Here is an 18,095-nt window from a genome sequence, read left to right as displayed (position 1 = left end):
AAGGCCAGCATGGCGCTGGCCAGCCCAACCTCTAAAGCAATGCCAGCGCCCCGACTAACGCCCCCTGGAAACCCTGGCCCGGCAACCAGGGTCAACAGCGGCCGACGCGCGATGACCCTGAAACCGATGCTGGAGAATCAGCGACTGCTCAGCAACAACCCTACCTTGTCGAGTAACTCGTTCATGCTGAACGGCTTGAGCATGATATCCATGCCGGGCTCTCGGAAGTTCTCCCGGTTCTTGGCACTTTCGGCGTACCCCGTCATGAACAGCACCGGCAGCTCGGGACGCGCGTTGCGTGCGGCCTCGGCCAATTCGTTACCGTTCATGCGGGGCAAACCGATGTCGGTCAGCAACAGGTCGATGGAGTGATCGTCGTTGAGAATCTCCAACGCGGCCTCTGCGCTATCGGCCAGCGTACAGCAGTACCCGGCATCGATCAGCGTCTCCCTGAGCGCCGCACTGACGGCAAGAATATCGTCAACAATCAGGATGTGGCCGCCGGCGGACGTAGAAGCGCTGCGGGCCTCGGCCTTGATCTCGTCCGGCATCTTGTCACCCACCGGCAACAACAGGGTCACTTCAGTAAAGCGCCCCACTTCACTGCGCATCCGCGCTACACCACCCGACTGGCCGGCAAAGCCGTACAACATGGACAACCCCAGGCCGGTACCCTTACCGCTAGGCTTGGTGGTAAAGAAAGGATCAAACACCTTGTCCAGCAGCTCGGGCGCTATGCCCGTGCCGTTATCGCGTACACGGGCAGCCACGTAACGGCCGTCGGCCAATTCCGAGTCACCTTCAACCTCCAGCACATGGGTGCTGATGCGAATTTCACCACCGTTGAGCAAGGCATCGCGGGCGTTGATAACGAGGTTGATGATTGCGCTTTCGAGCTGGCTGTGGTCGGCGTGGGCAATGGCCGGCTCGGGCGATAGGTCCAGCACTAGCTCTATGTTTTCACCAATGGCACGCCGGATAAAATCATTCAGCGAGGCCACCAGAGCGTTGAGATCTACCGATTTCGCTTCAAGCGGCTGCTGCCGGGCAAAGGCCAGCAGGCGGTGAGTCAGGGCTGCGCCGCTCTTGGCCGATTGCAGCGCGCCTTCGGCGTAGCGTTGAATCTGGTCGTACTTGCCTGCATTTACCCGCTCGATCACCAGCTCCAGGCTCATCATCACGCTGGTCAGCAGGTTGTTGAAATCGTGCGCAATACCGCCGGTGAGCTTGCCCAGCGAATCCATCTTGCTGGCATGCAGCAACTGCGCTTCGGTGCGCTCGCGCTCTTTCACCTCGGTTTGCAACTGGTGGCTGACGGTCGCCAGCAACTCTTCCTGATTGCGTTCCTTCTGCAGCCGTTCGGTCACATCTTCGATAAAGATGAACGACAGATCCGGTGCACGATAGGGCGCAACCTGCCACTGCGTGACGCGATCCGAGTCTTCCCCAAGCATGGTGAGCAAACCGCTCCAGCGGCCGCGAGCGGCAATGGTAGTACGCACGATGTCGAGCGTACTGTCTTGGCCGGGGACCATGCAGTCGCTTAGTTCATCACTGGTGCAATCCAGGGCCAGCCGGTTGAACGCCTGATTTCTGTTATGGATATTCAGCGATGAATCGACCACCGTAATAGGCGCCGAGATGTTCTCGAATATCTCGCGAAAGTGCTCCTCTCGCTCCCTCAGCGCCTGCTCGGTGTCTCGCACCCGCAGCAGAGTCCCCAGGGTGGCCAGCAGCACATCGGGGTCGATGGGGTGAATCAGATAGGCGTCAGCGCCCGAATCCAGCCCCGAGATGATATCGCGGGTATCGATAGAGGCCGCTGACACGTGAATGACCGGCAGCAAGGCGGTGCGCGGATCGGCGCGCAAACGCCGAGCGATATCAAAGCCGCTCATGTCGGGCAAATTGATATCCAGAATCAGGGCATCCAGCGGGTGGGCGTCGATCAACGCCAGGCCATCTTCGCCATTACCTGCTTCCAATACCCGATAGCCGTGACTTTCCAGGCGCCGGCGGATGGAATACCGCGTGGCTGCGTTGTCGTCGACTACCAGCAGGCACCGCTCACTCATCATTGTCCTCCACCCCCGCTGACACCGGTATCACGAGGTAAAAAGTTGAACCTACCGAGGGGTGGCTTTCGACCCCCACACTGCCGCCCAGTAGCTCCGCATACCGCTTGCACAGGGACAAGCCCAGGCCAGTGCCGCGCAGCCGTTTTTGCAGGGGGGAGTCAATCTGCACAAAATCTTCAAACAGACGATCGTGCATCTCATCGGGAATGCCAATACCGGTATCACTCACCGAGAAGCGTACCTGATTGTTATCCACCAGCCGAGCTGAGACGCGCACTTCACCGCGCAGCGTGAACTTGAGCGCATTGGAGATAAAGTTGCGCAGAATCTGCGCCAGCTTTTTATCATCGGTGTACAGCCGGGTCACCCCCACCGGCTGCTCAAACACCAGATCCACTGCCTCGCTATCCACGATGGGTCGGAACATCCCGCGCAACGCGGCAAACAGGTCGAACATATCGAACCAGCCCGGCGAGATGCTTATACGCCCGGCTTCAATCTTGGCCAGATCCAACAGGTCGTTCACCATTTCGGTGAGCTCCTGCGCCGATGTTCTGACGAACAGAACCTGCTTTTGCTGCTCGTCGTTGAGCGGGCCATCGAGCTCGTCCTTGAGCAGACTGGTAATGCTCAATATCGAACCCAGGGGCGTGCGAAATTCGTGGCTCATGTATGACAGAAACCGGCTCTTTAGCTCGGAGGCCTGCTTGAGCGCCTCGGCCTGGCTGTCCAGTTCGGCATAAAGCGCCAGCACACCCTGATTGGTCTCTTCCAGCTCCTGCTGCAGCGCTTCGTTCTCGGTCTGCAGACGGATCAGTTCTGTTGATTCAACCATTGGGCAACTCCAGGTCTATGGCCATGATGGTGACATCGTCTCGGCCGCGGCAGAAGTCCCGGTGCAGCACCGCCGTTATAGTGGCCGGGTGTTGTAACACCAACCCCGGATAGGCATTCAGGTCCCAGCGTGACTGCAAGCCATCGCTGTACAACACCAGCAACTGCCCTCTCGCCTCAGGGTAGCTGAACGTATGCACCTTGCGGTATTGGCCGCCGACAATGCCGGGATGCGAGGCCAAACCACGCGAGCCCACAGGCGACAACACCCGCGCACCTATGTTGCCAATCCCGGCAAACTGCAGCATCCCGGTCTCGCCGTCGTATTGCGCAATGGCGGCCGCACCGCCGCGCGTACCATTCATGGCCCGATGCATACTCGCAAACAGGCTGTCGGGATGCTCAAAGGGGCGCAGTGCAAACGCCTCCCGGCCGGCGTTGGCAGCCAGTCCGGCATCTTCACCGTGGCCCAGCCCGTCGATCACCAGGGCACTGAGTCTGGAGCCACTGATGCTCAGATGCCATACATCGCCGCAGGCCGTTTCGTAGTTCATCGCATGCATCTGAATCCCCAGGCGCAGGTCCTTGACGCCCGCCGGCCACAACCGCGCCAAGACTACTGCGCCGCGCTCATCGGCAAAAATATCCAGCAGTTGCGACTGCCTGGATATGGACCCCAGCCCTTCGCCCTGGGTGCCGCCGGTAGAAAAGCCGTCGCGCAGACAGCGATGCACGTCGAAACCGGGGCCGCGGTCGATCGCCACCAGCTCAAGGCAATTGCCGCCCTGTGCGGGCAGCACACGGCAATGCAATTCGCCCTGGCCGGCATGTTTGAAAATATTGCTGGCCAGCTCGGTGGCCACCAAGGCAGCTCGCCCCGCATCCGCCTGACTGAAACCTGCCGCTTCGGCCAACTGCTTGGCGCGGCGACGGGCTTGGCCTATCTGGCTATCATCCTCAATTACCGTAACGTCGGTGAGGCTCCCTCCCAGATTCAGCTCCATTGGGTAATCGAAATGCGAGTGCCTTCACCTGGCGTGGTTGCAATCTCAAATTCGTTGACCAGGCGCTTGGAACCGGTGAGCCCCAGGCCCAGGCCGTTACCCGAGGTCCAGCCATCAGTCATCGCCAGATCCATATCGGGGATGCCGGGGCCTTGATCACTGAACACCACCCGCAATCCCTGGCGCATGCCCTCGTCAATGATCAACCAGTGCATGTCGCCGCCACCGCCGTGGATCAGCGTGTTCCGCGCCAGCTCACTGACAGCGGTAACCAGTTTGGTCTGCGCCACCAGGCGCAGTCCGCAGTCCTGCGCGAGCTTGCGGCACAGCTGGCGCGCCATGACGATATCCTGCTCGCTGCGGATGGGCCGCGTCCCTTCGTCTTTTATATTCATTGCTGGCGCACTTTCGCGCGCAGCAATTTCATTCCGCGGTCCACGTCCATCGCTGTTGCCACGCCCGGGAGATTCAGGCCCAGCTCGACCAGGGTAATGGCCACGGCCGGTTGCATGCCCACCAATACCGTCTGCGCGTCCATGATCTTGGATAGCCCGGAAATGTTGGCGATCATGCGCCCGATAAAGGAATCGACGATTTCCAGCGCGGAAATATCGATCAACACGCCGCGCGCCGCCGTTTCACTGATGCGCTCTGCCAGATCTTCCTGCAGGGTCAGGGCCAACTGATCGTGCATCTCAACCTGAACGGTCACGAGCAGATACTCGCCCATCCTGAGTATGGGAATACGCTCCATGATCAGCTCGCCTTGGTGACAGTCAGGTTTGAGCGTTTCAGTGCCAGGGCAAAGGCATCAGCCAGGTTGGCCTTGGTCACGATACCCTCAAGGTCCAGCCCCAGATGCACTATGGTTTGCGCGATCTGCGGGCGTACGCCACTGATGATGCAGTCGGCACCCATCAGGCGGATGGCGGTCACGGTTTTCAGCAGATGCTGTGCGACCAGCGTATCGACGGTAGGCACACCGGTGATATCGATGATGGCAATCTCCGAACCGGTATCCACAATGCGCTGCAGCAGTGATTCCATCACCACCTGTGTGCGCTGCGAATCCAAGGTGCCGATCATCGGCAGTGCCAGCACGCCGTCCCAGAGTTTGACTACCGGGGTAGACAGCTCCAGCAATTCTTCCTGCTGGCGCTTGATTACCGACTCGCGCGCCTTCTGGAAGGTGCGCACGGTGTGCAGGCCCATTTCGTCCAGCAACTCGGAGATGCTGGTGATCTGCGTGGTCAGAGCCGCAGAATCTACTGCGGCTTCGCGTTGCAGCACATCAAACACTGGGCGCTTGAGCGAAAAGATGAAGTTGGCGGTCTGCTGAGCATCCAGGCCCTGCAGCGCGCGACTGTGAGAAATCTTTTCCAGGAACTGGCGAATTTCGTTCCAGACATTGGCATCCCAGCTGTCGGTACCGGCCTGAGTGGTGCCGGCTATAAGCAGCTGCAGAAACTCTGCAGTCTGCTTGCGCAGCTCATCCGGGCGTACCCCTCTGGCAGAGCCGTTCTCTTCCAGGCTGGTGATCCATGCAGTTTGTATATCCGCTTGTTTTGCTTGCAGCGCGTCAATAGCGCTCTGATCCAATTTTGACATTCGTCCATTCTCATCTGTGAGATTTTGATCCAACCTGGCAGCTGGCTTTTTAGCATACTCAGCCATACAAAAGCGATGGCAGCTGGCCACTGTGCCTCACTAGCAGTCGCGGCCACGCCGGTATGAGCAAGAAGATGTGGGGCTGGCCATTCTGCGCCTGACGCTCTGAGCAGACAACAGCCTGATCGAAAAGGCGCTGGTGCAGACTCTCCGCCAGCGCAAGTCTTCATTGATATCGAACCCTCCGCGGCCGCAAAGGTTCAGTCGATTCGGCTTTTTGTGTCACCCGCCCGATCCACTCACCGCCAACCAAGCGGTGAGTTTTGCGGGTAAAAGAGAGCTAGTCCAAAGCGCATCAAACGCGCCCTGGCGAGCAAGGCGTCATGGCGGCGTAACCTGAATGTCATCTCTCTGTCGCACTCTGCTATCGCCCAACAACTCCGCGTCCCGCTACCAATGAGGTCACCGATGCGCTCTGTCTGCCGTCGCCTATTGTACTCCCTGTGGTTTGCCATGGCCTGCACCCCTGGCATGGCTGCCGCCCATGATCTGGAAATTCACGGCTCCAACACCATTGGCGCCCACCTGGCGCCCACCTTGATGACTGCCTTTCTGCAGCAGCTCAGCGGCTCGGCCGTGACCGCCAAGGGCACTGGCACCGCCAATGAAACCGTGCTCAGTACCCAGCGCGACGGCAAACCCCTGACCGTGCTAGTCGCCGCGCACGGTACCAGCACCGGCTATACGGCGCTGGCAGACAGCCGGGCCGACATCTGGGCCGCCTCGCGGCGCGTGACCGAGCAGGAGATCGCCGCCATGGCCAGCCGCGCCGATATGGTAAGCGCCGAGAGTGAACACGTTATCGTTATCGACGGCCTGGCGATTCTGGTTCACCCGTCCAACCCGGTGAACCAACTGAGCATAGAGACCCTGGCGCGCATCTTTGCCGGCGACATCAGCAACTGGTCGGCGCTGGGCGGCCCGGACCTGCCCATACACCTCTATGCCCGCGACGAGCAGTCCGGCACCTGGGATACCTTCAAATCTCTGGTGCTGGCGGGCAACTACAGCCTGAGCGAGCAGGCCAGACGCTACGAGTCCAATGACCAGCTGTCCGACGACGTCAGCGCCGACCCCGCCGGCATCGGCTTTGCCGGCTTTGCCTCGGTACGCAACAGCAAGCTGCTGGCCATAGCCGACGGCAACGCGCCCGCGCTCAAGCCCAACAAGCTCTCTGTGGCCACCGAGGATTACGCCCTCGCCCGCCGTCTCTATCTCTACACTGCCGGCACCAGCACCAACCCCTTGGTCCAGGCCTTTATCGAATTTGTCCAGAGCCAGGCCGGGCAGGAACTGGCCGCCACCACCGGCTTCTTCGCGCAAACGCCCTTTGCGGTAGACCCGGTCTATGACGCCAGCGTGCCCGACACCTTCAAACGCCTGACCGAGCACTACCAGCGCTTGTCGGTGAATATTCGCTTTGCCGCAGGCCGCACCCGGTTGGACAACAAGGCCAAACGCGATCTGCTGCGCATTCAAAATTACCTGCAGCAAAGCGGCAAGAGCGGTAGCGATTTGATGCTGATTGGCTTCGCCGACCAGCAAAACGACGAGCTACGCGCGCAGATGATCTCGGAACTGCGCGGGCTCTCGGTCAGCAAGGCCCTGCGAGAACTGGGCACTCAGGTGCAGGGATATACCGGTTACGGGCACTACATGCAGGTGGGATCCGCCGGTGGCGAGAGTGGTGAGCAACGTAACGGACGCGTGGAGGTCTGGGTTCAGCGCTAGGAGTGCAACGCCAGGTGCGGGGCAAAAAAATGCTGAAGCGCACCGGGTGCCGCTTCAGCATGGGGCAGCAACAGGGGCATCCCTTAGTAATTGGCCGGCGGATCGCTGGCCGGAAAGGTATCTTCCAGGGTTTCATCAAGGTGTTCTTGCTCGTGCTTGTCCTGCTTTTTCTTGTCCTTTACCGGTTGCTCCTGCTCTTTGTTCGTCTGCTGGTTGCCTGCCTTGTTGGCGTCTGGATCTGTCATGCAAATCTCCTCGTCAGTGAATGCGGTTTGAGCGTCAACACAAAACAGCCGCTCCTGAATAAATCGACTCCGCCCGGCCGGGCGAGGTTCAGCAAATACTTTGCGTACCCGCGGCAGAAAACACGGCGGCTAACTCGCCTTGGCATTGCTTGAGGCGTCGGCCGCCAACTGTTCCAGAAACATGGCCAAGGCCACTTCTTCGGCCTTCAGCCCCTTGCGTACGCGCGGCTTGGGTAATCTGGCCAGTTCGCCCAGGTTGAAGTGCTCCAGTACCGCCGGGTGGATGTAGCACTTGCGGCACACCGCCGGAGTATTGCCCAGCTGTTTGGCCACCTCCTTGACCATCGCCACCACATGCCGCTTGGCCTCGCTCTCCGGTTGCCATTGCAGCTCGCGCAGCACCGCCAGCGCCATGGCCGTGCCCGCCCAGGTGCGATAATCCTTGGCGGTAAAGTCCGCCCCGGTCAGGCTGTGCAGATAAGCGTTGACGTCGGAGGAGCTCACATTGTGTCGCTCGCCCTCCTCGTCCACATACTGGAACAGATTCTGTCCCGGCAACTCCTGACAGCGTTTCACCACCTTGGCCATGCGCCTGTCCTTCACGCTCACCTGGTGCTCCACCCCGCTCTTGCCGCGAAAGTGAAACTGGATCTCGCTGCCGTGAACATCCACGTGCCGGGTGCGCAGCGTGGTCAGCCCGTAGGATTTGTTGTCCCGCGCGTACTGGGTATTGCCCACCCGAATCAGGGTCGCATCCAGCAGCATCACCACCGTAGCCAGCACCTTCTCGCGGGTAAAACCCGGCTCGGCAATCTGCGCCTCCAGCTGCTTGCGCAGCTTGGGCAACGCCTTGCCGAACGCCTGCAGGCGCGAGTACTTGTCGATATCGCGCACCTCGCGCCAGCGCGGATGATAGCGGTACTGCTTGCGCCCCCGCGCGTCGCGCCCGGTGGCCTGCAGATGCCCGCGAGGATCGGCGCAGATCCACACGTCGGTATAGGCCGGCGGCACTGCCAGCGCGTTGAGACGTTTGATCTCCTCGGCATCGGTAATGCGCGCACCGTCTGGGTCAAAATACTGGAACTTGCCGCGTACCTTCTTGCGGCGGATGCCGGGCTGGGAGTCGTCGACGTAGTGCAGATCGCGAGGCAGATCAGCGTGCAACGCGGAATCGGGCATGGGGTGATTTTCCTGGCAGTCTGTCAGTTGGCTATATGTGATTGACCGCAGGGGGGGACGGAGGTGCCGATAGGATTTTGACCGAGACTGATTGTCAGGCAGCGTGCGGCTATCACTGGCACGCCACTGGGGCTTTCCGTTCAGGTGAATCATTTTAACTCTGCGACTTCCGCTCCCGTTTACCAGTATGGCAAAACCGGGACTCACGTTACGGCTTTTCGGTTACTGCTTGGCAATCACTTGGCCTGCAGGACGCCCAACAGATCCTGATCCAGTTGACCCTGGCTGATAACGGCCAGGCCGTGCGCGCGCCCTGCCAAACCGATGAACCCGCCGGCGGTGCCAACTCGAGTGCAGGCTCCGCCCGACATCCGGCTGTGCTTAACGAGCTGCCGCTCAGATTGGTAAAAGTACCCTTGGCACCTGCCTTCACATTAGCGTTTCAGCTATGCTGCCAGGGCAAAGGCGCGATTTTGACAGCGCCGTCACCCAGCACCGGACGCGCACCACCAGCGCGCCCGCTGCGGCCAGAACCAAGCCTGACCTTCCCCGTTGCCACCCACGGGGCAACAGACCAAAGCCTAGAGGCGCCACCTGTGGCGCGGTGAATTGCAATGACCGATACCACAGACGAGCTCGCGACACTTCGAGCGGAAAATGAGCAGCTCCGGCTGCAACTGGCTGAGGCCGAGCTTTTGCGCGCAGGCGAGGCTCAAGCCCGACGAGACAACGAGCACGTGCGCAGCGCGCTTGCGGCCGGTGGCGTCATTGGCACATGGAACTGGCACCCCACCAGAGACAGCTTCACCGTAGACGAGGAATTTATTCTCGCTTTCGGACTGGACCCCAGTTTTTTGAATATCGAGGTACCCATTGCCAGAGTTCTCGAGAACGTGCATCCCGAAGACCGGCCAGGGCTGGATGAAGCAATCAAGGAGGCGGTAGTGCGGGGCGGCGCTTATGCGCACCAATATCGCGTCAAACGGGCTGATGGAAAATACTACTGGCTGGAGGCCAACGGCCGAGTCGATCTTGCACCCGATGGCACGCCCGTCAGCTTTCCCGGCGTACTTATCGACATCGAAGGGCGCCGGGCAGTCGAGGCTGAGCGTGACAATGCCATTGCTGATTTGCAAAGTCTCAACGAGACGCTGGAACTGCGCGTGGCCGAACGGACCGCCGAACTCATGGACGCCGAGGCCAGGCTACGCCAATCGCAGAAGATGGACGCGGTCGGCCAATTGACCGGCGGCCTGGCGCACGATTTCAACAACCTGCTTGCCGGCATCTCCGGCTCGCTTGAGCTCATGCAGGTGCGCTTGCAGCAAGGGCAGTTTGCCGACGTAGAGCGGTATGTGGTTGCCGCCCAGGGCGCTACTAAACGCGCCGCCTCTCTCACACATCGCTTGCTCGCCTTCTCCCGACGCCAGACCCTGGATCCAAAGCCGATAAATGTAGACCGGCTGGTCAACGACATGCAGGAGATGATCCAGCGCAGCGTAGGCCCTGGCATCGTGGTCGAAGTGGTAGGCACCGCTGATCTATGGGCGGTACTGGTAGATGCACCGCAATTGGAAAGCGCGCTACTGAATCTGTGCATCAACGCACGAGATGCCATGCCCGACGGTGGGCGCATCAGGGTAGAGACCGCCAACAAGTGGCTCGACGAACGCGCTGCCAAGCAGCTGCAGGTCGCGCAAGGCCAGTACCTGTCGCTGTGCGTAACCGATACCGGCACAGGCATACCACCAGAGCTGATCGCCCGCGTGTTTGAACCCTTCTTCACCACCAAACCCCTGGGTTCAGGCACCGGCCTGGGCCTATCGATGATCTACGGGTTTGCCCAGCAATCCGGCGGGCAGGTGCGCATCCATTCAGAGGTAGGCCAGGGCACCAAGGTGTGTCTCTATCTGCCTCGGCACCATGGCGATATCGAGAACGAGGGCCCAACCACTGAAGCGCCCAGGTTGAAGCGCGCAGAACAAAGCGAGACAGTGCTGGTAGTCGACGACGAGGCCACCGTGCGAATGCTGGTGGCGGAGATACTCGAAGAGCTCGGATACACCACCATCGAAGCAGGCGACAGCGCCGAAGGACTCAAGATCCTGCAGTCGGATGTGCCTATTGACCTACTGGTAACCGACGTCGGGCTGCCGGGCGGGCTGAACGGCCGCCAGATGGCAGATGCGGCGCGCAACTATCGTCCGGACCTGAAAGTACTCTTCATCACTGGCTATGCCGAGAATGCCATTGTCGGCAACGGCCAACTCGCCCCAGGCATGGCCGTCCTCACCAAACCCTTCTCGATAGAAGCCATGACCCAGCGCGTGCGCTTGATGATCGAGGGTTAGGGGCAAGCACACCGGGCTTATCGGAATGCGCTGAGTGGCGTTTTCCAGGCTTCCGTTGCCGAGCAGGGTTGCTCAGATAATAAACTTTTTTGACGGTTGCCTTCAGTGCCAAAACACTGAACTTGCCCCGCACCTTCTTGCGGCGGATGCCGGGCTTAGAGTCGTCGACGTAGTACAGATCGCGAGGCAGATGGGCGTGCAACGCGGAATCGGGCATGGGGTGATTTTCCGGGCAGCCAGTCAGTGGGCTATATCTGCTTGACCGCAAGAGCAAGTGGAGGTGCCGATGGAATTTTTCTCACGTCCATCGCTATTCCGTGCAAGCGCATCTATGCTCTTGCGACGTCAAGCCTCTCTCCATCAATCCGCATCAATCTGCATCAATCTGCATCAACAAGGAAAACAATGAACCAATCTACAGCGTGGTTGCGACGCGGTGTGTGTGTGGCTGTCTGTCTCGCAGCTGCAGGGTTGTACGGATGCAAGACCGATAATGCGGACCAGGAGGATCCCGCCGAGGAAGAGGTGGAGCATGTGCCTGCAGAGGACGATTTCCACCCCGCGTTCGTGCTGGCCACCGATGATGCTCCCGTTCTGACCTCGAGCTTTCGGCAGTCCATGAGCGTGCAGACTACCGCCAGTACCACATCGTCAAGCGGGTGGACGCCTCAGCAGTTCCAGCAGGCCTACAACGTGCCAGCTTCTATCGGCAACCAGCCTGCGGGGTACGGAGTCAAGGTCGCCATCATCACGGCTTACCACTATTCGAACCTGCAGTACGACCTGAATACCTGGGCAAAGACATTTAACCAAAAGCCTATCACCCTTAAAATCATCAACCAGGCTGGGAATCTTAAAAACAGCAACTGGGCGGTGCTGAGCAGCCTGGCCGTTCAGATGGTCAACGCCGTGAGTCCGGGCGCCACTGTTTACGTCATTGAGGCCAAATCCTTTAGTCAGAATGATATAAAGGCGGCCATGCAAACCGCAGCAAATACGGGCGTTAACGTGATATTAATGCCTTTCGGCTCCGTCGAATTTTCCACGGAAGGCGCTCAGACCAACCTGTTTGCGAACAGTCGCATCGCGTGGATCGCGGCAGCGGGATCCCAGTCGCTGCCGAACTTTCCCGCGACCTCTCCTGACGTGATAGCGGTGGGTGGCACGACACCCGGATTGGTAGATCCCCTCGTCGAGACGGCCTGGGCCGACGCAGCGGCTGGCATGTCTGCCTATGAAAGAATGCCCAGTTTCCAGATGATTCCCTCCGTTCAGCAAGTGAACACCACGGCATACCGATCCGCGCCAGACGTGGCCTTCAATGCCGATCCTGCGTACGGTGCGCGTATCTATGTATCAGTGCTTGGTGGGTGGTATGTGATCGGCGGCACTGCGGTATCGTCGTCGTTTTTCACCGGCGTGGTGGCCATCGCCAATCAGCTTAGAAAAAGCCAGAACAAGCCGATGTTATCTTCTGTACACACCTCTTCCGGATCACTTCAGAGCGGCCTCTACGGGCTCATGTCGTCAAACGGTGGACCTACCAATTCCACTGTGTTGAATGATGTTGTAGACGGCTACGCTGGCGAAGGTTCTTACCCAGCGGAACCTGGCTACGATATTGCGACCGGTCTGGGTTCCTTGGATGTGGCGGCGTTTGTCAACTATATGGGGTCCAAGCCGTAGCGTGAGCGCGAGTATACAGGCCGACATTTCGACCGGACCGTCAGCGGTTCCGGTGGGATTGCAGGGCAGTCCCGGCGCAGCGCAATTGCGCCCATCAACAGCCCGTGCGAGCCACGCCAATCATTCCGGATGGATATAGACACCATAAAATTAATGAATTTTTGTTATTCGTTTCGATAGCCTAGATTGTTTCAAGGTCATGGAGAATTGCCTTGAACTCATCTACTACAAACTCAGCAGAAAAATTTGATACCGCACGGGCCAGCGAATACGGCCGCCAGAGTCGTATCGCATTGGCCGGCTATGACGCCTGCCAGGATCTTGCCGCGTGCATGCTGGCAGCCAAGCTCGTAGATACGCGTCACGCCAATATTCTGGTCGTGGGCGCTGGCGGCACAGCACGGGAAATTATCGCGATGGCCAAGCTGGAGCCGACATGGCGCTTCACTGCCGTTGATCCATCCGAGCCGATGCTCGAGGCGGCGGCCCAGCAACTGCAAGCGCAGGATTTACTCGATAGGACCCACCTGCATCTTGGCCAGGTGCAAGAGCTGAAAGCGAATGGGTCGTACGACGCAGCCACCTTGATCGGTGTGCTTCACCATCTCAATGGCAACGCAGCCAAGCAGCAGATCCTGACCGGCATTCACGCTCACCTGAAGCCCGAGGCCCCGCTCGTGGTCGCCTGCAACCAGTATGCCTATGCCAGCCAACCCTTGCTGCTTGCCGCCTGGGGGCAACGTTGGCGACAACATGGCGCCAGCGCGGATGAGGTGAAAGCAAAACTGGGCAAAATACTCCAGGGTGCCGACCCACCCCACTCCGAGGAAGCGGTAAAGAAACTGCTGCATGACGCAGGATTCGGCGAGGCTACCCGTTTCTTCAGCAGTCTGTTCTGGAGTGCCTGGCTTAGCTGCAAGCGCGCCTGAAACGCAACCGACAGAAACGGGGTAGAACCCGAACCACACCCCGTCGCTTCAGAGTTTTGACATCCCTACCCCATCCCACCGCTTGAACGCTTACACGTCCGAACGCTAATATGCGAATAATTCACATTTGCAGAGACGCCCAGCCGTGCCAAGCCCAACGACCAGCAAACTGGGATTCTTTTTCAGCGATCATCACCGCTGGCTGCTGCATCATATTCAACGCCGCCTGCGCAATTACGCCGACGCTGAAGACACTGCTGCAGAGGCCTTCTGCCAGATTCTGGCATCCAGTGTCGACCCGGATACCATCGAGCAGCCCCGCGCGTATCTCTCGACCATAGCGCGCCGGTTGATTTTCGACCGTCACCGCCGCCGTCGGCTGGAGCTCGCCTATCTGGAACGCCTGGCTGCGTTGCCGGAAGCATTGGCGCCCTCCCCGGAAGAACTCGCGCTGCTGGTGGAAGCGCTGAGCGCCATTGATCATTCGTTGTCCGGCCTGCCGCAGGTGGTGAAGCGCGCCTTTCTGTATAGCCAACTGGATGGCTTCAGCTATGCCGAGATCGGGCGCCGCCTGGGTATTTCCGAGCGCACCGTCGGCCGCTATATGACCCAGGCCCTGCAGCAGTGCTATCTGGCCGGGGCAGCGCCGTGAGCCCCGCGCCCGAGCTGGGCCGCGCGGGCAAGGAAGCAATCGACTGGATGGTGCGCCTTCGCGCTGCCGCACCTGACGCGCAGTTGCAGGCGGGCTTTGCGGCCTGGCTGCACAGCGACCCAGCCCACGGCGCCGCCTGGCAGCGCTTGCAACAGGGGCTTGGCGAGCATTACAGCACGCTGCGCAAATTTGAACGGCAAACGCCCGGCGCTGCGCGTGAGGCGCTGTTGCAACCCGACACTTCACGGCGCGCGGTGGTGCGTGGCCTGGTGGGCCTCGGTCTGCTTGGCGGCGGTTTGTGGTTGACCGGGCGCAGCCAGCCAGGCCAGGCCCTGCTCGCCGATCTGCGCACGGGCACCGGTGAGCGTGGCAGTTACCGCCTGGACGACGGCAGCCAGCTCAACCTGAACGCTCAGAGCGCGGCTGATCTTGAATTCACCGCACAACAACGCCTGTTGCGTCTGCGCCAGGGCGAGTTGATGGTACAGGTCGCGGCCGACCCTGGCCGACCCTTTATCGTAAGCAGTGCGCAGGGCGATGTACGGGCGCTGGGTACGCGCTTTCTGGTGCGTCAGGAAGCGCAGGCTACCCGCGTGGTGGTGCTTGAACACGCGGTACGGCTCAGCCTGCCAAACGGCGCATGGCAGCTGTTGCAGGTCGGCGAGGCGGCGCTGTTGCATCCGCAGCATATCGAGCTGCTGCGGGCAGACGAGCTGCACCGCGCCGATTGGTTGCAGGGCCAGCTCAGCGTGCTCGACGAGCGGCTGGAGACGGTGATTGATGCGCTCAGCGCCTATCGGCCTGGCCTGATACGCGTTGCGCCCCAGGTTCGCTCGTTGCGCGTACAGGGCGTTTACCCGCTGGATGACCCCGACCGCGCGCTGACCGCGCTGAGCGAAACCCTGCCGATCCGCGTGAGCCGGTACGGCCCCTGGCTGACTCTGATTGACGCGCAGAACTAGCATGCCGGCAAGCCGGACCCAGCGACCTTTGCGGCTGTTTGCATTTATTTGCAGAAATAACGCAGAACCTTGTCCGGTTTTTGTCGCTCGTCCCACCTATCTCCTGACTACACCCAATTAATCAGGAGCAATTTGTGTTCAGACCCCGCGTTCTTGCTGTTGTCATCGCGCTTGCTGGCGCCGGCCCCTTTGGTTACGCCTACAGCGAACCCAACTCCCAGCAGACTCTGCACTTTGATCTACCCGCCGCGAGCCTGGGCGAGACGATCAATGCCATTGCCCGCCAAAGCGGCCAGGTCGTGTCGCTGGACCCGGCCCTGGTGCGCGGCAAAACAGCCCCGGCAGTGGCAGGTGAGCTCACCGCAACGCAGGCGCTGCAACGCGTGTTGCGCGGCAACGGCCTGGAGTTGCACGTCACCGAGACCGGCAACTTCAGTATTCAGCGCCAGGTTGAGGGCAGTGCGGTTGAGCTGGACGCCCTGACGGTGCTGGGCCAGGTTGACAACACCACCACCGAAGGCAGCGGCTCCTACGCCGCCAACGCTGTGACCATTGGCAAGGGCGTGCATAGCCTCAAGGAAATCCCGCAGTCGGTCAGCGTGATCACGCGCCAGCAACTGGATGATCAGAACATCACCGACCTGCGCGATGCGGTCAATCAGACTACCGGCCTGGTCGGCGCTACCGGCATTGGCCCGGGCATGGTGATTTCTTCACGCGGCTTTCAGATAGATGACTGGCAGTACGATGGTGTGCCTATTCCGCGCAACACCTACGTGCTGGGCAACTGGACGACGCAGGATCTGGTGTATTTTGACCGCGTGGAAATTCTCAGGGGCGCCTCCGGTTTGCTGCAAGGTACCGGCAGCCCTGGCGGGGCGATCAATCTGGTGCGCAAGCGCGGCCAGGTTGCACCCACCCTGAGTATCACCGGCAAGGCGGGTTCCTGGGATCACTACGGTCTGCAGGCGGATGCCGGCGGCCCACTGAATGACAGCGGCAGCATTCGCGGCCGCATGGTGGTCGATCAGGACAATACGCACTCCTTTACTGACTACGTATGGAGCGACACCACCTCGCTCTACGGTGCGCTGGATTTCGACCTCACGCCAGACACCACCCTGGGCATTGGCATGAGCGACACCGACCTGGACTCACGGCCCATGATCCGCGGCCTGCCGCGCTACCCGGACGGCAGCGATATCGGCTTTTCGCGCTCGACGTACAGCGGCGCTACCTGGAACAGCAACAACATAGAGCAGAACACCCTCTACGCCGACCTGGAACATCGCTTCGCTGACACCTGGCGATTCAAGGTGGCTGCGGTGCGCATGCGCGAGCACAACGACTCCACGCATCAGCGCATGCACGGCGTTGTTGCCGAGGACGGTAGCGGCCTGACCTTTGCCGACTGGATCACCGACTTCGAGTCGACCAAGCTTGGCCTGGACGTGTTCATCAACGGCAGTTTCGAGGCGTTCTCCCTCGAACAGGAAGTGACCCTTGGCAGCAACTACTCCAAATACACTTCGGATGATTTTTACGCGCGGCGCTTTGTGGCTGGCGGCAACATCTTCGATATCGACCACCACCGTCCCGAACCCAGCGTAGAGGATATTCTTGCATCGCCGGGCGGCACCGCTACCAACGCCGGTTATGACGTACGCCAGAAGGGCCTGTACGGCAGTTGGCGGGTCAAGCTGGCCGAGCCGCTGACCGCTGTGGTCGGCGCCCGCACCAGTTGGTTCGACTATACCTACGAGCTGCCCGATAGCGGCTACCAGGATAGCCGCACCGAAAGCGGCGAATTCACGCCTTACCTGGGCCTGGTCTACGACCTGAGCGCGGAATGGGCACTCTATGCCAGCTACACCGATGTGTTTGAACCCCAGAGCGGACGAACCGCCGAACAGGAGATACTGGACCCCATCATCGGCAGCAATTATGAGCTGGGCCTCAAGGGCGAGCTCTTGGAGGGCCGGGTGAATACCTCGCTGGCCGTGTTCCGCTACGACCAGCAAAATCGCGCGGTGACCGACGTTGCCTCCGGTTTCCTCTGTGATGGCTGGTACTGCTCCAATGCCTCGGGCGAGGTGCGCAGCCAGGGCATCGAAGCCGAACTCAGCGGCGAGGTGCTGCCCGAGCTGCAGTTGTTCGCCGGCTACACCTACAACACCACCGAGTTTCTTGATGATCCGGACAATGAAGGCAAAACCTTCAGCCAGTGGACGCCCAAGCATATGCTGCGCATGTGGACCGACTATCAACTGCCCGGGGACTGGAACCGCCTTAGCGTGGGCGGCGGCTTTACCTCGCAGAGCCATACCCTGAGCTACGACCGCGAGTTCGAGGTGCCTGGCTTCACCGTCTGGAACGCGCGACTGGGATACCGTCTGAACGACGAAATCAGCCTGGCCGTGAACGCCAATAACCTGTTCGACAAGCGCTACTACCTGCCGGGCTATGCCGCCACCGATGGCAGCAACAACTTCGGCGATCCGCGCAACCTGATGTTCAGCGTCAAATACATCCCGCAGTTCTGATGAAAGTAACCGGTGCCGCCATGCTGAGCGCTGCGCCCTGTGCCTTCAAATAACCATGGGAGAACAAGCCGAAACGCTGATGTTTCGGCCTAGGCGCTGTATTCGGCGAGCCACCACCCGCAGATGCAATACACTGAAGCCGCATGACAATGCACTGCGCTGCCAACCAGCCAAAACAGGTTGAGTTCACAATCTAGCCCTGCGGCGCCCGCACGCAGGCTATGCTGGCAGCG

At 60.3% G+C, this 18,095-nt stretch carries 15 protein-coding genes and 2 pseudogenes; 7 read left to right on the top strand and 10 right to left on the bottom strand.

All coding sequences use genetic code 11. The features are described from left to right. Nucleotides 1–137 precede the first annotated feature (137 nt). The 6 genes from V7756_RS01605 to V7756_RS01580 are packed head-to-tail and all read right to left on the bottom strand — an operon-like array spanning nucleotide 138 to nucleotide 5,524. Nucleotides 138–2,078 (bottom strand): response regulator, encoded by a 1,941-nt coding sequence (locus V7756_RS01605; RefSeq protein ID WP_335608412.1) that lies wholly within the window; start codon nucleotides 2,076–2,078, stop codon nucleotides 138–140. Continuing rightward, a complete protein-coding gene (locus V7756_RS01600; RefSeq protein ID WP_335608411.1) occupies nucleotides 2,068–2,913 on the bottom strand; it encodes a sensor histidine kinase in 846 nt (281 codons plus the stop codon). The genes V7756_RS01605 and V7756_RS01600 overlap by 11 nt, the downstream gene beginning before the upstream one ends. Next, nucleotides 2,906–3,910, bottom strand: a complete 1,005-nt coding sequence (locus tag V7756_RS01595) for an ATP-binding protein (protein WP_335608635.1) — start codon at nucleotides 3,908–3,910, stop codon at nucleotides 2,906–2,908. Before V7756_RS01595 ends, V7756_RS01600 begins: the two co-directional genes overlap by 8 nt. Continuing rightward, a complete protein-coding gene (locus V7756_RS01590) occupies nucleotides 3,907–4,311 on the bottom strand; it encodes an anti-sigma regulatory factor (RefSeq protein WP_335608410.1) in 405 nt (134 codons plus the stop codon). Before V7756_RS01590 ends, V7756_RS01595 begins: the two co-directional genes overlap by 4 nt. After that, nucleotides 4,308–4,670 carry an STAS domain-containing protein gene (locus V7756_RS01585; protein WP_335608409.1) on the bottom strand — a complete coding sequence of 121 codons (363 nt, stop codon included), beginning with the start codon at nucleotides 4,668–4,670 and terminating at the stop codon, nucleotides 4,308–4,310. The genes V7756_RS01590 and V7756_RS01585 overlap by 4 nt, the downstream gene beginning before the upstream one ends. 2 nt (nucleotides 4,671–4,672) lie before the next feature. After that, complete coding sequence (locus V7756_RS01580; protein WP_335608408.1) at nucleotides 4,673–5,524, bottom strand: STAS domain-containing protein; 852 nt, start codon at nucleotides 5,522–5,524, stop codon at nucleotides 4,673–4,675. Nucleotides 5,525–6,037: 513 nt separating this feature from the next. Here V7756_RS01580 and V7756_RS01575 point away from each other — a divergent pair. Beyond that, on the top strand, nucleotides 6,038–7,315 hold the full coding sequence (locus V7756_RS01575; RefSeq protein ID WP_335608407.1) for a substrate-binding domain-containing protein: 1,278 nt from the start codon (nucleotides 6,038–6,040) through the stop codon (nucleotides 7,313–7,315). Nucleotides 7,316–7,398: 83 nt separating this feature from the next. On the opposite strand, the gene V7756_RS01570 is transcribed toward V7756_RS01575, so the two are convergent. The 3 genes from V7756_RS01570 to V7756_RS01560 form a co-directional block, all read right to left on the bottom strand. Next, nucleotides 7,399–7,560 carry a hypothetical protein gene (locus V7756_RS01570; protein ID WP_335608406.1) on the bottom strand — a complete coding sequence of 54 codons (162 nt, stop codon included), beginning with the start codon at nucleotides 7,558–7,560 and terminating at the stop codon, nucleotides 7,399–7,401. A 129-nt stretch (nucleotides 7,561–7,689) separates the two neighbouring features. Next, entirely contained in the window at nucleotides 7,690–8,739 is a 1,050-nt protein-coding gene (locus V7756_RS01565) for a DNA topoisomerase IB (protein ID WP_335608405.1), read from the bottom strand. 236 nt (nucleotides 8,740–8,975) lie between these two features. Further along, on the bottom strand, nucleotides 8,976–9,110 hold the full coding sequence (locus V7756_RS01560) for a hypothetical protein (protein WP_335608404.1): 135 nt from the start codon (nucleotides 9,108–9,110) through the stop codon (nucleotides 8,976–8,978). Between the two features lie 318 nt (nucleotides 9,111–9,428). On the opposite strand from V7756_RS01560, the pseudogene V7756_RS01555 reads away from it, so the two are divergent. Next, nucleotides 9,429–11,090 (top strand): annotated as a pseudogene (locus V7756_RS01555) (ATP-binding protein); the annotation flags it as partial. A 100-nt stretch (nucleotides 11,091–11,190) separates the two neighbouring features. Here the strand turns inward: V7756_RS01555 and V7756_RS19115 are convergent. After that, nucleotides 11,191–11,307, bottom strand: a pseudogene (locus tag V7756_RS19115) (DNA topoisomerase IB); the annotation flags it as partial. 188 nt (nucleotides 11,308–11,495) lie between these two features. Here V7756_RS19115 and V7756_RS01550 point away from each other — a divergent pair. From V7756_RS01550 to V7756_RS01530, 5 genes are all read left to right on the top strand, one after another. Next, nucleotides 11,496–12,776 (top strand): S53 family peptidase, encoded by a 1,281-nt coding sequence (locus tag V7756_RS01550; protein ID WP_335608403.1) that lies wholly within the window; start codon nucleotides 11,496–11,498, stop codon nucleotides 12,774–12,776. Between the two features lie 212 nt (nucleotides 12,777–12,988). After that, nucleotides 12,989–13,705, top strand: coding sequence for a class I SAM-dependent methyltransferase (locus V7756_RS01545; RefSeq protein WP_335608402.1), 717 nt, complete (start codon nucleotides 12,989–12,991; stop codon nucleotides 13,703–13,705). Nucleotides 13,706–13,850: 145 nt separating this feature from the next. Continuing rightward, nucleotides 13,851–14,357 (top strand): sigma-70 family RNA polymerase sigma factor, encoded by a 507-nt coding sequence (locus V7756_RS01540; RefSeq protein WP_335608401.1) that lies wholly within the window; start codon nucleotides 13,851–13,853, stop codon nucleotides 14,355–14,357. Continuing rightward, a complete protein-coding gene (locus tag V7756_RS01535; RefSeq protein ID WP_335608400.1) occupies nucleotides 14,354–15,319 on the top strand; it encodes a FecR family protein in 966 nt (321 codons plus the stop codon). Before V7756_RS01540 ends, V7756_RS01535 begins: the two co-directional genes overlap by 4 nt. A gap of 134 nt (nucleotides 15,320–15,453) precedes the next feature. Next, nucleotides 15,454–17,862: a TonB-dependent siderophore receptor gene (locus V7756_RS01530; RefSeq protein WP_442908931.1), complete on the top strand. Its 2,409-nt coding sequence runs from the start codon at nucleotides 15,454–15,456 to the stop codon at nucleotides 17,860–17,862. The last annotated feature ends 233 nt before the right edge of the window (nucleotides 17,863–18,095 follow it).

It is taken from the genome of Halopseudomonas sp. (assembly GCF_036961105.1).
Classification (GTDB): domain Bacteria; phylum Pseudomonadota; class Gammaproteobacteria; order Pseudomonadales; family Pseudomonadaceae; genus Halopseudomonas.
The sequence above is the reverse complement of the archived record's forward strand: the minus strand, read 5'-3'. Positions and strand labels throughout refer to the sequence as shown.

Coding starts and splice junctions, on each gene's coding strand:
- V7756_RS01605 (WP_335608412.1), bottom strand. CDS start 2,078: ATGATGAGTGAGCGGTGCCTGCTGGTAGTCGACGACAACGCAGCCACG.
- V7756_RS01600 (WP_335608411.1), bottom strand. CDS start 2,913: ATGGTTGAATCAACAGAACTGATCCGTCTGCAGACCGAGAACGAAGCG.
- V7756_RS01590 (WP_335608410.1), bottom strand. CDS start 4,311: ATGAATATAAAAGACGAAGGGACGCGGCCCATCCGCAGCGAGCAGGAT.
- V7756_RS01585 (WP_335608409.1), bottom strand. CDS start 4,670: ATGGAGCGTATTCCCATACTCAGGATGGGCGAGTATCTGCTCGTGACC.
- V7756_RS01580 (WP_335608408.1), bottom strand. CDS start 5,524: ATGTCAAAATTGGATCAGAGCGCTATTGACGCGCTGCAAGCAAAACAA.
- V7756_RS01575 (WP_335608407.1), top strand. CDS start 6,038: ATGGCCTGCACCCCTGGCATGGCTGCCGCCCATGATCTGGAAATTCAC.
- V7756_RS01570 (WP_335608406.1), bottom strand. CDS start 7,560: ATGACAGATCCAGACGCCAACAAGGCAGGCAACCAGCAGACGAACAAA.
- V7756_RS01565 (WP_335608405.1), bottom strand. CDS start 8,739: ATGCCCGATTCCGCGTTGCACGCTGATCTGCCTCGCGATCTGCACTAC.
- V7756_RS01560 (WP_335608404.1), bottom strand. CDS start 9,110: ATGTCGGGCGGAGCCTGCACTCGAGTTGGCACCGCCGGCGGGTTCATC.
- V7756_RS01550 (WP_335608403.1), top strand. CDS start 11,496: ATGAACCAATCTACAGCGTGGTTGCGACGCGGTGTGTGTGTGGCTGTC.